The sequence below is a fragment of the Candidatus Nanoarchaeia archaeon genome, assembly GCA_035290625.1.
Classification (GTDB): domain Archaea; phylum Nanobdellota; class Nanobdellia; order Woesearchaeales; family DATDTY01; genus DATDTY01.
In genome coordinates this window covers 21,905-34,510 of record DATDTY010000001.1, presented here as the reverse complement: position 1 = coordinate 34,510, position 12,606 = coordinate 21,905, and the positions used below count along the sequence as shown (strand labels likewise).

Sequence of the window (12,606 nt, the reverse complement as noted above, 5' to 3'; positions counted from 1 at the left end):
GAGAGGCTGAATAGAGAGATTAAACGAAGGGTTAAGTGGTTCAGCACATTCCAGAGTTTGGGAGGCGCTCAAGCATTCTTTGGGCTATGGTTCTACCACTACAATCAAAGAAAGTCAACACACGCGTGTTGACTTAACCCTTTTTTGCCATTTAAATGAGTATAGTTTTGGTCTGATAAATATATAGAAATGGACTCTTACTTATAAATGTTGGGTGCGCCACTTGGTTCTTGTAGATCCAAATCTGGAAGAGATCAGCCGGAGATGCAAATTCTTAACAGGCTTTGACAGCTTTGAGTCAAGCCCAAGTGAGGTTGCAGCAGTGGTTGGGTTAAAGCTGTGATTTTTATATTTACACATCCACAACAACCTTGCACCGCCATCCTTTCTGAGTCTTTTCAACAGAGAAATTGTAATAAGTAACTGCCTTGACAACAGTTCCTGCAAGGTCAGGCCTGAAAGGCTCGCCATAGGCCTCTGCAACAATCTCTGTCTCTTCAGCACTCGTAATGACAAACTTGGAGAAGAACATCTCTTCGGTATCAACTAAAGCGATGAGGGCCTGGAGAAAATTGATCATGGTCTCCCTGAGATCCTTTCCTGCAACATGAATGCCCCGTTTGGAAGCTGGCCTCACATTCTTCCTGTCGCAGATGATGGAGAACAGTCCCTGGGCAGCGCTGCTGAACAATTCCTTCAAGTCTTTTCCTGTTGCCTCAAACATGACATCTGAGGTCAGGTCATCAAGCATACGGTAGCCCATGAGATGCAGTAAGAGGCAGGACTATTTATAGGTTGCTGGAGCCTGGGTTCTGTAAATCCTTTGCGGAAGCTCAAAAGAGTTCTTTTCCAAGGACTGCTTGCTCGAAACTGGCTTTTCTGGCTCCATACGCCAAAGTAACGAGGAACGCCAACATGAACAGCAGAGCAGGCGCTCCCTGGTTTACTGCAGGATTCCATCCTCCGGGTAAAGCGTGCCCGATGCTGTAGGCCACAATCATCTCAATTACCCCGAAGAAGGATGCAAGCCGCGTCAGGACACCAGCAATGAGAGCTAATCCTATCAGGAGCTCGGCTGCGCCAGCATACCAGACCAGAGTCCCAAAGGCAGCAGGACCTCCGGGCATACCCCAAAGTCCGAACAATTTCTGCACACCATACATGAAAAATAATGCACCTATGCCTATACGGAAAATAACGTACAGATAATCCCTATACTTTGTTTCAAAATAAGCCATGCTGCGCACCTCCCTATAATTATTTTTTGAAAGGTTCATGGAGGGTTATTAAAACTTTCCATACCTGGGCGGCAGCTCAAAACCTGCTCAGTAGCAAGTCAGCCGGCATCAGGCTCGCTTGCGCCTGTATTCGTGTATGCTGACACCCCCGAAGGGGCCTACCCTCTGTCAGCACTGCTTATGGAGCTGAAGAAGCTCGCAGGAATGATGCCGGACTTGCTACTGAGCCACAAAACCATAACGTATTTATACCCGAATGCCTGAAAGCATCCAAAAGAGGTGAGTAGTATCTATCAGTTGCGTGAGTCAGACAAGCATTTTCTCTGGTCACTTCTTGGAGCGACAGGAATCATCTTCTTCTGGCGTGGGATATGGGAAGGGTTTGGAGCGTTGCCTATACTTGAAGAGCCTTTTGTCAGCCTGTTTATTGGCTTGGCGATACTTACGTTCTCAGGGATTATCCTCAAGGAGTTTGATCCTTTGGGAGGATTGGAGCAGGGCACTCTGAAGATTCTCAATTCTGTTCAGGCGCATCCGCAAAGGAACGAGTTCAGGATCAGGTATCTGGATAAGGTGAGAAAAAAGGAGATAGAGTTCAAGGCAGCCCAGATACGGCGCATCGAGAAGAATATCATCCATATCCATGAGCGTGGCAAGGAGATTTTTATTCCTATCCACAGGGTGAGAGCGATACATAGAAACGGGAAGAGGGTGTGGAGATTTTAGATTTCTAAATTCGTTCTGCAAGGCGAGAAGCGTTAGATGAAATGCATCCTAAAGATATTCCTCCATCTTGAACTCTTTGGTCTCAGACAGGCGCGCCTTTTCTAAGCTTGCCTTCTGCAGGATGTCCTGGATCTTTGCAGGGTCAACATCAAGGCCGGAATCCTTTTTCTGCTCAGGAGGCGATGGGCTGATTGCAGCATCACCAAACAGATTGACAAAGCCTTGGTCCTGACTTACAGGCTGCTGTCCAGGTTCATGGACGTCCTGCTCACTACCTCCGATAATACTCTGAAGCATCGCAATCACGTGCCTCAAATGCTCATGCGAGTCCTCTTTGGTGTCCAGAGTCAGTTTCATAGAGGCTTATAGGCAAAACAGGTATAAAAGGCTTTGCGTTATTCCGGCTTCCCTGAAAATCTCTTCGAGGTTGCCGTCGGAAATGCCAAACATTTCCGGGCGCTCCTTCGGAGCACGTCGGTTCGGCCGCGCATATGACGGGGGGACCGACATTCCTCCATGGGGGCAACTCCCTTGTCGGTTTTCAGTCTTTAAGGTCAAGAGCCTCGCAGATTGACGGCAACGCCATTTTCAGGGAAGCCAGTTATTCCTGGCATCTTACAGGCTGTTTGAAGTATTAGGCCTTTTTTCTTGCAGGGGGATTGCAAAATGGATCATCCCTGGGAGATAATTCTGATATCGGACTGTAAAATAAGGGTCTTGCTGGTACATCTGCCTTGCGATATCCCATTTTTCCTGGTTGCTCTCTTCATTAGGGATTTGGATGCTACATGCTATGTCCCTTCGTGACAGCTCCATGGCAACATCCTTTAGATATCTCGTGTATTCCTGGAATACCTGATTCGCAAGTTGCCATTGGCCAGGCCGGGAGTCACATTCTAAATATGCAGCTACGCTTGCATTCATCACAACCATTGGAGGGTATCGGATGACTCGAACATGACGCTTTAAGAGGGTTTCATAAGGAAGCCTTAATCCCTCTGCTGCTTCATCATTAAATATCTCAGCGCTGGTTTTTGCAAATGCCATAAAATGCTCCGGGTTGCTGGGATCGATGAAGACTGTCTGCTGGAAATACCCCAAAGCAATGGAGAATTGCTGCGCTGCTGCGCAGGCATGGCCCAAGGCATCATAGAACTGCATGAGCACGTCCTTTTGTTCTTGGGTTAGGGGCTGAAATTGGCCCTCGTTATACATGTAGAGATTCAGGTTCAAGTCTTGCCGGAGCGTATATCCCTGCACACCAACCTCTAGTGCAGCCCTGGCTTCGCCGAATTTCCCTTCAGCCATCCACTGGCGGCCAAGCTGCAATGCTCTGCTGTGGTCTTTCGATGCATCAGCAATGGTCATTTCTAATCCCTGCATCTTGGTGCAGGCAGCAGCCGCTGCTGTGAGGGTTAGGCTCAGAAAAGCTCTCCTGTGCATAAAGAGGGGGAATGAAGCCTTCTATATTAAGGTTGCTTGCTCCCTACACAAACACCTTCTGGTAATTTTTCCAGATATTCTTGGATGTTTCCTCCATATCCAGGCCTTTTATTTCGGCAATCTTCTTAATTGCTTCAATAACAAAAGCAGGCTCATTGCGCTTTCCTGGAAATGGGCTGAGGAACGGAGCATCTGTCTCTGGAAACAGCTTTGACAAGGGAGCTTCCTTAGCTATGTACTGCATCTCCTGGCTCCTGGCTATATGGGTAGAGACTGAGAAATACCAGCCATTGTCAATTGCCTTCTGGACGAGCCTCCTTTTGCCATGAAAGGCGTGCAGGATTACTTTTAGCTTTGAGGTCTCAAGCAAGGCAAGCACTTCAGCTTCAGCCTTGCGCGAATGCACAATGATGGGTTTTTTGAGCTTTTCTGCCAGCTCAATCATGAGTTCAAAGTCCTTTTTTTGGGGAGTATCGATGCCCCGGACACCATCCAGGCCAACCTCCCCTATAGCAATAACCTCCTTCTTATGATCTGTGATAAACCCAAGCTCCTCACCAATATCAAAGGAGGTGTACTTTTTTCCCTCTTGCTCAGTCTCATGCTTGATTGCGCTTCTGGGATAGACGCCAAGGCCAGCTTTTACAATGCTATACCTCCTGGCAAGCTCCAGGGATTTCCTATTTGTTCCAGGGTCTATGCCATTGGTAATGATAACAGAAATCCCAGATGTTTTTGCTGCCTCAACCACCTGGTCTCTGTCCTTATCAAAGAGAGGGTGGTCAAGGTGGCAATGGCAGTCAATCATAAAAGGCCTAAGCCTTTCCAAGAATCCTGAAAACCTTTGTGCCGCAAGATGGGCACTCTCCCTTTACTGCCTTCATCCCATTCTTCATGGTCGTCTCCTTACCGTTCTTGATATCAACCTGCTTCTTGCATTTCATACATCTCCCTTGCACCATTTTTTCACCTCGGTATTAGGATTTACTGTGAACTACTTGTGGTTAGTATATAAACTTTTTGGAAATCAGGATAAAAGCTGATACCCTGGGCTTTGCAACCTGAAAATTTTGTGCTTATAGGCAATCTGAGGTTCATTTTGAAATTCGTAATCATGATCTCGGCTCTAAAACAAGCTGTGTTCAAAATCTCATTCAGCGGTTGCCGCCAAGTTCGCAATCTCTGCATATCTGTGTATATCGACATGTCCCGAAGGTGCTAAAAAGAGCTACGCTCTTTTGGCACACCAAAACGCCCGATGGCGTTTTGGCTGGGGCAACTCCCTTGTCGATGCGCCTACTCTAGGTAGGTTGCTCACAAGCAGGCGGCAACCCAAATTTTGAACGCTGCCTAAAACAAGAAACTATATAAATGATGCACGCCCAAAGAGGGCTATGCCTATTCTGCAAATCAACGGAATGAAAGAGTTCATTAGGCTTGCGGAGCAGCTGAATACTGAAAAGCTCTTCTACCAGCCTGACAAGCACGGATGGCAAAGGCATTTTGTCTATTTTGAGACGCAGGCAAACCTTGTTCTGCTGCATCATAAAGGAGATCCCTTTGAAGTTGCAGTGCAGGCAAACCTGCCTTTAGAGCAGAAACAGCATGAAGAGATACGTGTTCTACGGTATCATTAGGATCTCATCTTAGAATCTTTCTTTGGCATATCTTGGGGCAGTAGATTATTCTGTAAGGAAGCTTACAAACAGGTGCTGTTCTCCCAAGAGCCACTCTTAGCCACTCTTAACTGCAGAACAAGTCAGGTCACAAAGACATGCCGCTTCTTTATTCGCATAAAGAGCAACCCATGCCTTTGCTCGACCTGCTTATGGATAAGCGAACCATCTTCAACCACAACGATGTCATGGATTTTAGATTGGTTCATAATCTTACCCACCCCCCTTACTTATTCTGAGCAATCATCCTTTATAAATTTTGTGCGGGCTGATGGTGAAAAAAGTATACTAGGGCAGGTTTTGTAGAATTTATCCATCAAGAAGCAGCCATCACTCAAAGACATAGCCGCACTTTTTGCAGTACATCTCAGTCTCATCAGTGCCAATATCCCTGCTTCCGCACTCTGGACACTTCCTCTCCTCAGTTTCTGGAACTTGGGCTGATTTCTGCTTTTTCATCTTTCCATCCCCGAAGGGGCTGGGCTTTTCTGAATATTTAAATTTAACGATTGGCGGGGCTCTGTAGAAAGTCCGGCATCCTTTCTGCGAGCTTCTTCGCAATCATAACCGCTGCTGACAGAGGGTTGCCCCAATCAAAACGCCGTCGGGCGTTTTGGTGTGCCAAAAGAGCGTAGCTCTTTTTAGCACCTTCGGGGGTGTCAGCATACACGAATACAAGCGCAAGCGAGCCTGATGCCGGCTGACTTTCTACTGAGCCGATTGGCGGGCGCCATTGAAAAGCTCTCGCTTCGCTCGGCAATGCCAGATTCGCCAATCACAGATTCTGCTGCTAGGCGACATTTCCCGTGTGGAGCAACCCCTTTGTCGCTGCTCCTACCTTGCTTCAATGGCTCATGATGAGGCATTGCATTGCCTTTCAATGGCGCCGATTGATTTCAGGCAGGTTCAAAAGACTTAAATATCCCCTCTGTTAACTCCGCTGGAATGCGTTTCCTTGCCATCGTTTTATTGGTTCTTGCAAGCCAGAGTGTATCTGCGGCTTTTTCCTCGACTATACAGTGCAGCGATCCCCACTGCAGGGAAGGGACTGAAGCAAACATAACCTTCCTGATATGGAATAATATCAATGCTACAACGCATGTCGCTTCTGTCCTTCTCCAGGAGGCAGAGACCAAGACAATATTTGCTTCCTACCATCCCAACCTCCAGCTTGGGCCTAATGCAACCGGCAAGGCAGTGTTTCCATGGAAAATCAGGCCCCCCATTGCAGGTGTGAGAACATTTGACTACCTTACCTGCATTGAAGCAGTTATCATAACAGACAAGATTGATGATCCGGCAATGATCTGCCCTGATGCAAAGAGAAGCATGACTGTCCTGCCTCTTTCAAAGATAGAATGCGAGGAGGACAGCGACTGTAAGAACGGAGCTTGTGACACAAGATTCTACAAGTGCAGACAGAACGCTGCTGATCAAGGCTCTCTTACCGGCCCCCTTATCCTGCTTGCAGCGCTTGCAGCAGCCTTTGGTATAGGCTTGCTGCTTAGAAAGCGGAAGAAAGAGGAGTTTATCTAAGGGTTGTTACTTTCAATTGAGTTTTGGTGCCTTTACAATCTTTTTGACATCAGGATGCAAGGTATTCTAACACTTTGAAGGACCACATAATATTTTTTCTTTATGGTTTTGTAACCTCTATTTCTGTAAAAATCTAAAGCGGTTATAGTTGAACCTAATTTCAATTCTTTCAATCCTTTCTTTTTAGCATATTTCTCAACATACTGCAACGGCTTTGTTCCAATACCTTTTTCACGAAGATCATGCTTAACATAAAGTGAGCCGGAACAACTCTGCCTCTGCCACCTGGGCTATTAGGTTCATTTCAATGTAAGTACATACAACGGAAGTGTTTCGTGTATATATTCTTCGGTTCCGCAGAACACCTGCTTAATATTGAAGAATTCTGAAAGAATCTCCTCAATCTCTTCTTTTACAGGGATTATAAAATGGAATTCCCTATTCTCAAACGAGTTGTTCCTCCACTCTTTGAGCTCTTCATCAGTAAAAAGGCCATTGTCATGCATCTTCTTTATAACCTTCCAGATATCCTTAAATCTGACAACATCCTCTTTAAAATCATATGCAGCCAGATATAAATCCCTTGAGAGCCATGTGTAAAGGTCACTTCCGTCCCGCTTTTTCCTGTACTCCTTAATGACCTTTTCAGGATCAATCCTTTCATTTTTTCCCCTTACATAAGTTCTCGGCATGAACAGCCCATCTTTCTTTAGCATACTGGCTACGTTTTTAAGGACAATCCGTATATTCTCTTTAGTTGGAACAACATTCAGAACATTGTCTGCGAGGATTATATCAAACTTCTCAGGCAGCACTGTATCCATCCAATTACCTTCCACAAACCTCTCTTTTGGTTTATTCTTGACTTCATCTGAGAGGTACTCATAATTGTATCGTTTGAAGTCAATAAGTGTTACAGGAATGTCCAACTCTCCGCACAGGTTCCTGTATCCAGGTGTTGCTCCCAAAACAAGCACCTTTGCATCCCTGTCTTTCTCGAGAATCTTCTTTTTTATGAACCTTAAGTCAGAAGGAGATGCTCTGGCAGGACCTATGAAATAATTCCAGTGGTGCACAAACTCGTCGCTCCAGTCTTTTGGCATGTTATATCCACAAAGCTTTCGGCCTCACTGCTTTTCCTGCTCGCCTGCGTTCTTCTCCTTCATCTTCTTTGTAATGTCAACGGATGCGTGGCAGTGGCTGCATTCGATGCGCACGGTTTCAACACCATTGATGCGCTTCCTCCTAAAAGGAACCTCTGCCTCCCCCCTGTTGCTACAGGAAGGGCAGGTGTACTTGACCTGAACTTTGAGCCCGCCCTCATATTCTTCATTGGGAACTGAAAATCCGCATTCATTGCAGACATAATTCTGCGCCCTGATCTTTACCTTCCCCTTTGCGCCCTTCGGCTTACCCATCATTCCTTTGCACTGGGAGCACTGCTGCTTATATACCCACGCCTTGATATGGCCATTGCCAATGGTTCTGTTGGTAAAGTACACAAGAGTGTCCATGGACTCTGGCTCATTCATCGGAGCAACTTCCGGATTGAGCTGTTGCTGCTGTTCTGGCTCACGTTCGGAAGCCAATCCTGCTTTATTGCATAGCCGGCAGTATCATAGCTGCTCTTTCCCACAACTCCCATCCACTCAAGAAAGCTGAGGAAAAAGGTTTTTCTGCCTGTTGAGTTGGATAGGGAGATGTCTCTCGCCCCTAGGATCATCAAAGAGCCTATCAGTAAGAAAATGACCACCAGGAACATAACCCTCTTCATGTATGCTTCACCTCAATGCTCAATGCGTTCTCATTCACCCTGATATACCTTGGGCAGAGTTTGTATTCATATTTATTCTTTTCGCAATACTGGACCAAAAGCTTCTTCTCATCTTCAGTATTGAACTTCACAATGACATTGATACCCTGGCTTTTCGGATGGAGGACCTCAAAATTCCCCAAATCCTTTTTTATCTGCTGGACAGCTTCGTAATACCTCTTGTAGATTGAAGGAGCTGCCTCAAGCTTGGCATAGAGGTCATGGAGCTTTGTCTCCTCTATGCTTGGCTCTTTATGCTCTTTTCTCTCCAGGAAGGCCTTATAGGCTTCCTCAGCCTTGAAGGAGATGAAGCCTCCTGTCCCTATGCTGATCGGCTTCCATTTGCCAAAGCTTCCTATCATGATATCAGCATGCCTTCCATCGCAGGTCTCTGAGCCAAGACAGCCTGACACTTCCATGATGACAGGAAAACGCTGGGAGCATTCCTTATAGATTTCCTGGCTTGGCTGATCGGCATAGTAGCCTGCAGGGTTGGAATAGATGAGGGAGTTCACATTTTGGAGGTGCAAAGGCAGGCCTTTAGCGTCCAGGACACCGTAATCTGTTTTATATTCAAAGGCAAGCATCTTCATCTTCCTGGGAATCTGGCGGTAGGTTACCCAGCCGCCCTGGTCTGGAATCAGCACAACATTCTGCTGGCTTAATTGCCTGACTGTCTCAAATGCAGCATACACCGAAGCATTTCCCTTAGGGGTTAACGCAACAAATTCATGTCTGGTATGCTTTCTCAGAAGCTCTAGCACTTCTTCTTTCATTCATATTGCAAAGCACAGACCATATTTAAATCTATTCAGAATCCTTTTTTCTCTTCCACAAAAACCAGCCAACACCTATCGCAAACACCGCCAAAGCCATAATCCCGGCAATCTGGCTGTACTTCCAGCTAATCAGAGCATTCTGGCCTGAATAGAAGAACTCTGACAGCCTCAGAGGATCCAATGCATTCAAGGCAGCTGTTCCATTATACGCCAGCATGACCCCTCCCAAAACCAAGAACAAGACTCCTGAGATCAGGTTTGTTGAATGAACCTCATATCCTTCTCCCATCAATGAAAAATGAAGGATCCTTCCTCTGATAAGCCTGCTCTTCCCTAAGTTGAATCTATCATAAAAGACAGATAATACGAATAATGGCAGCAGATTTCCAAGCGAATATGCAAACAGAAGGAATCCGCTCAGCACAGGATTTCCCAATACGGCTCCGATTCCGAGTATTCCTGCTAATATAGGCCCTAAGCAGGCAGACCATCCGACAGCAAAGAATATGCCTAATAAGAACGTTCCTGGGATATCGTTCCGGGAATGAACCCTGAACTTCACGAACGAGGATATCCCTTTTCCCAATAAGGTCATGATGCCAAAGATAATGATTGCAACAGCAGCTATCCTGACAAGCCACGCAGGCTGGATCACGCTTAATGCTGTATAGCCAAGCGTGCCAGCGATCACTCCCATACTAACAAAGGAGACTGAGAATCCGAGAAAGAACACCAGTGTCATAAAAGTTATATTCCGCTTTTCCTTGAATGTGTAAGAAAAGTAGGCAGGAAGGAACGGCAGGATGCATGGAGAGAAGATGCCGAGGATTCCTGCAATAAAGGCGACAACAAATGATACTTTGAGAGCTATATCCTCTGCCTGCTTTTGGTTGTATTCATTGATCTTCTGCAGGCCGACAGGCAGATCCTGGGCTGTTGCAGACTGCGCAAAGAGGGTTATGAGGAGTGCTAAAGCTATGCTTAAAGCGCCTGCACTTTGGATGAGACGATATCGCAGCTTCATGTCTATTCCCTTCTTGGTTCTTGTTCTTTACTCTCCTATAGACTTCCTATAAACTATCTTTATCTCATCGTCTTCCCTGAGGGGGGTATTCTCATACAAATCGCTCTGCCCTCCATTGACAAACACAAGGAGTTCATGCTCTTCATCAATGCAGTAATTAAAGATACACGTTTTATCAAAACGTTCTCCCCAGATTGTAAAAAAGTCTGCCAGTACAAACTGATGAGGATAAGGAGACTCAACATGCAGTGTTCCGTCAGGCTCATGGGTGTGGATCACGCGAATCGCCTGGCGCGATGCGCCTATATTTGCTGGGATGACATACTGCTCCCCAAGAATCTCAATCTCAAGATGAGGATGCATATGGAATGCTAAGGTCTTATAGTCCATTAGGTTGATGGCCAGCATATCAGGGTTATCCTCACTGGCCTGAGCACAAGCCTGAAGCATGACCATAGATAACATCCCAAGAATTAAACCATTCATCATCCATCCCCAAATGCAGCAATGCTTGAGAGATGAGAAGCAGAAAAGAACAAAGAATCTGCCCCTTCACAAAAGATTAACATCCTCCGACCATCTGCGGAAGGTTATCCAGGCTCTGCGGCAATGCTGGGCTTCCGGCGCTTCCTGACGCCACTGGCGTAGCAGCAGCCTTTGTCTGCACAGAAAAGCTACCTGTCTCAATCTGGCTTTTAAGGCTTCTCAGCTGGAGAGCCTGAACCAAAGATACCAATACCAAGACAGCCAAGACAATGGTTATCAATACTTCCTTTTTCATGCTAACATCCTCCTACCATTCCTGGCAAATCATTTAACACTGAACTGTCTCCGCCTGCAACCTTGCCTGCAAGCTCAATCATATTCCTCGGGAAGAAAAGGGTTTTCCAGCGGTATACTTCCTGCAGTATCTGCGCGTCATTGTAGTCTGTGTTCATAAGCAGCCAGAGCGTGACGCTTAAAAGAGCAGGAGCATGCTGGCAGCCGCAGAGTGAGCGGCCATCTTTTGAGATGCCTGCTGCTCCGACACCGCAGCAGAACTCGCAGCTTACGCCTCTTGGCTCTGAAGCAAGATTAATGTATCGTTGCCAAACCTCTGGATTTCCTCTTGCCTGTTGGTCCAATGCAGGATAGGCGTTTGAGAGCTTTGTCAAGGCTCCGATAGGATCATCAAATGTCACTCCCATCGCATCTCCATACTCTGGAGTTCCTGTCGGAAACATGGCTTGCATTGCCCCTTCTGCTGTTGATAATTTTTCTACAGGGAAAAGCGTTGCAATGCCCTGCGCTGTTGACCTGATCTCATTGATGTCCACTGAAGCAAGATCAGCAGTGCCTCTGCCGAGCCTCAAGCCTGAACCCAGTCCTATGCTGGATCCTGTTGTAGATCCTGAAATGCTCGATATCTGGGCCTGGTTTGCAACAACGAGGAGAACCAGCACACCAACAAGCCCAATGCTTATACTTTCAAACTTACCTTCGAGTTTCATAGTGTGAAGGCTTGTGATGGCGTTTATAAAGTTTGTGAATCTGTGCTCTTGGAATCAGCAAAAATCACAACATGGAAATATATCCTGTTTCTGACTGTTCGCCATGGAGATCACCAAAGGGATGAAAGCGCCTGATTTTTGCCTCAGGGATCAGGATGAGAAAGATGTCTGCCTGAAAGACCTGAAAGGGAGATTTGTTGTTGTTTATTTCTATCCAAAAGACGACACGCCGGGGTGCACCATCGAGGCAATCGAGTTCTCGGGGCTTAGCAAAGAGTTTGACAAGAGCGATGCAGTTGTGCTTGGAATCAGCCCGGATTCTGGGAAAAGCCATTGTAACTTCATTGAAAAGCACGGCTTAACAGTAAGGCTCTTAAGCGATCCTGACAAAAGAGTGATTAAGCAGTATGGCGCCTGGGGGAAGAAGATGATGTACGGCAAGGAGATTGAAGGAGTTATCAGAAGCACTGTGCTTATTGATCCTCAGGGAAGGATTGCAGAGCATTGGAGGAGTGTGGAGCCGAAAGGCCATGCCGCTGATGTGCTGGGCATAGTGAAGAGAGTGCGCTAATCCACAGTAAAAAGTGTTGAGTCTCCTCCAACATCAAAGAGGCCAAGCCGCGCTCCTGCATCAAGCCAGCCGTGGGCATAGTTCAGGCAGGCAAAGGAAGTCACGATATCCCCTTTCTTCTCAAAATGTTTTGCATCGTCAAAGTAGCGCTGGGCCATGTCAAGGAATTCAAGCGCCTTCTCTTCAAAGTCAATCTCTGCTTTCTTTTTTACTGCCTTTGCCTTCAGAAGCGCTCTTTGCGTGATGGAAAAATACTTTTCAAGCTTTTCATCAGTGATGATATTCATGGTGTACCTGAAACTGCAACAGG

At 46.4% G+C, this 12,606-nt stretch carries 22 protein-coding genes; 5 read left to right on the top strand and 17 right to left on the bottom strand.

Going from position 1 to position 12,606, the window contains the following annotated elements; translation table 11 throughout:
• Positions 1–214: 214 nt before the first annotated feature.
• Entirely contained in the window at positions 215–343 is a 129-nt protein-coding gene (locus tag VJB08_00200; protein ID HLD42392.1) for a hypothetical protein, read from the top strand.
• A gap of 9 nt (positions 344–352) precedes the next feature.
• Here VJB08_00200 and VJB08_00195 read toward each other — a convergent pair whose 3' ends face one another.
• Both VJB08_00195 and VJB08_00190 read right to left on the bottom strand, forming a co-directional pair.
• Positions 353–763 carry an archease gene (locus VJB08_00195; GenBank protein ID HLD42391.1) on the bottom strand — a complete coding sequence of 137 codons (411 nt, stop codon included), beginning with the start codon at positions 761–763 and terminating at the stop codon, positions 353–355.
• A gap of 70 nt (positions 764–833) precedes the next feature.
• Entirely contained in the window at positions 834–1,238 is a 405-nt protein-coding gene (locus tag VJB08_00190; GenBank protein HLD42390.1) for a DoxX family protein, read from the bottom strand.
• 279 nt (positions 1,239–1,517) lie between these two features.
• Here VJB08_00190 and VJB08_00185 point away from each other — a divergent pair, with 279 nt between their 5' ends.
• Positions 1,518–1,964 carry an RNA repair domain-containing protein gene (locus VJB08_00185; GenBank protein ID HLD42389.1) on the top strand — a complete coding sequence of 149 codons (447 nt, stop codon included), beginning with the start codon at positions 1,518–1,520 and terminating at the stop codon, positions 1,962–1,964.
• A 48-nt stretch (positions 1,965–2,012) separates the two neighbouring features.
• On the opposite strand, the gene VJB08_00180 is transcribed toward VJB08_00185, so the two are convergent.
• From VJB08_00180 to VJB08_00165, 4 genes are all read right to left on the bottom strand, one after another.
• Positions 2,013–2,321, bottom strand: coding sequence for a hypothetical protein (locus tag VJB08_00180; GenBank protein HLD42388.1), 309 nt, complete (start codon positions 2,319–2,321; stop codon positions 2,013–2,015).
• A gap of 258 nt (positions 2,322–2,579) precedes the next feature.
• Complete coding sequence (locus VJB08_00175; GenBank protein HLD42387.1) at positions 2,580–3,407, bottom strand: hypothetical protein; 828 nt, start codon at positions 3,405–3,407, stop codon at positions 2,580–2,582.
• A gap of 43 nt (positions 3,408–3,450) precedes the next feature.
• A complete protein-coding gene (locus tag VJB08_00170) occupies positions 3,451–4,215 on the bottom strand; it encodes a TatD family hydrolase (protein ID HLD42386.1) in 765 nt (254 codons plus the stop codon).
• 7 nt (positions 4,216–4,222) lie between these two features.
• A complete protein-coding gene (locus VJB08_00165) occupies positions 4,223–4,369 on the bottom strand; it encodes a DUF5679 domain-containing protein (protein ID HLD42385.1) in 147 nt (48 codons plus the stop codon).
• Between the two features lie 432 nt (positions 4,370–4,801).
• On the opposite strand from VJB08_00165, the gene VJB08_00160 reads away from it, so the two are divergent.
• Positions 4,802–5,044, top strand: a complete 243-nt coding sequence (locus VJB08_00160; protein HLD42384.1) for a hypothetical protein — start codon at positions 4,802–4,804, stop codon at positions 5,042–5,044.
• A 122-nt stretch (positions 5,045–5,166) separates the two neighbouring features.
• Here VJB08_00160 and VJB08_00155 read toward each other — a convergent pair whose 3' ends face one another.
• A complete protein-coding gene (locus VJB08_00155) occupies positions 5,167–5,292 on the bottom strand; it encodes a hypothetical protein (protein HLD42383.1) in 126 nt (41 codons plus the stop codon).
• Between the two features lie 121 nt (positions 5,293–5,413).
• Positions 5,414–5,542, bottom strand: coding sequence for a TFIIB-type zinc ribbon-containing protein (locus tag VJB08_00150; protein ID HLD42382.1), 129 nt, complete (start codon positions 5,540–5,542; stop codon positions 5,414–5,416).
• 486 nt (positions 5,543–6,028) lie between these two features.
• Here VJB08_00150 and VJB08_00145 point away from each other — a divergent pair, with 486 nt between their 5' ends.
• Positions 6,029–6,619 carry a hypothetical protein gene (locus tag VJB08_00145; protein ID HLD42381.1) on the top strand — a complete coding sequence of 197 codons (591 nt, stop codon included), beginning with the start codon at positions 6,029–6,031 and terminating at the stop codon, positions 6,617–6,619.
• Positions 6,620–6,918: 299 nt separating this feature from the next.
• On the opposite strand, the gene VJB08_00140 is transcribed toward VJB08_00145, so the two are convergent.
• The 8 genes from VJB08_00140 to VJB08_00105 form a co-directional block, all read right to left on the bottom strand.
• Complete coding sequence (locus VJB08_00140) at positions 6,919–7,722, bottom strand: class I SAM-dependent methyltransferase (protein ID HLD42380.1); 804 nt, start codon at positions 7,720–7,722, stop codon at positions 6,919–6,921.
• A 24-nt stretch (positions 7,723–7,746) separates the two neighbouring features.
• Positions 7,747–8,151, bottom strand: a complete 405-nt coding sequence (locus VJB08_00135) for a hypothetical protein (protein ID HLD42379.1) — start codon at positions 8,149–8,151, stop codon at positions 7,747–7,749.
• A complete protein-coding gene (locus VJB08_00130) occupies positions 8,148–8,393 on the bottom strand; it encodes a hypothetical protein (protein ID HLD42378.1) in 246 nt (81 codons plus the stop codon). The genes VJB08_00135 and VJB08_00130 overlap by 4 nt, the downstream gene beginning before the upstream one ends.
• Entirely contained in the window at positions 8,390–9,208 is an 819-nt protein-coding gene (locus VJB08_00125) for a hypothetical protein (protein HLD42377.1), read from the bottom strand. The genes VJB08_00130 and VJB08_00125 overlap by 4 nt, the downstream gene beginning before the upstream one ends.
• A 31-nt stretch (positions 9,209–9,239) precedes the next feature.
• Positions 9,240–10,235 carry a cytochrome c biogenesis CcdA family protein gene (locus VJB08_00120; GenBank protein ID HLD42376.1) on the bottom strand — a complete coding sequence of 332 codons (996 nt, stop codon included), beginning with the start codon at positions 10,233–10,235 and terminating at the stop codon, positions 9,240–9,242.
• Between the two features lie 27 nt (positions 10,236–10,262).
• A complete protein-coding gene (locus VJB08_00115) occupies positions 10,263–10,691 on the bottom strand; it encodes a hypothetical protein (protein HLD42375.1) in 429 nt (142 codons plus the stop codon).
• 106 nt (positions 10,692–10,797) lie between these two features.
• Positions 10,798–11,016 (bottom strand): hypothetical protein, encoded by a 219-nt coding sequence (locus VJB08_00110; GenBank protein ID HLD42374.1) that lies wholly within the window; start codon positions 11,014–11,016, stop codon positions 10,798–10,800.
• Position 11,017: 1 nt separating this feature from the next.
• A complete protein-coding gene (locus tag VJB08_00105) occupies positions 11,018–11,725 on the bottom strand; it encodes a hypothetical protein (protein ID HLD42373.1) in 708 nt (235 codons plus the stop codon).
• Between the two features lie 103 nt (positions 11,726–11,828).
• On the opposite strand from VJB08_00105, the gene VJB08_00100 reads away from it, so the two are divergent.
• Positions 11,829–12,296, top strand: coding sequence for a peroxiredoxin (locus VJB08_00100; GenBank protein HLD42372.1), 468 nt, complete (start codon positions 11,829–11,831; stop codon positions 12,294–12,296).
• On the opposite strand, the gene VJB08_00095 is transcribed toward VJB08_00100, so the two are convergent.
• Positions 12,293–12,583, bottom strand: coding sequence for a DUF357 domain-containing protein (locus tag VJB08_00095; GenBank protein HLD42371.1), 291 nt, complete (start codon positions 12,581–12,583; stop codon positions 12,293–12,295). The genes VJB08_00100 and VJB08_00095 overlap by 4 nt on opposite strands.
• Positions 12,584–12,606 lie beyond the last annotated feature (23 nt).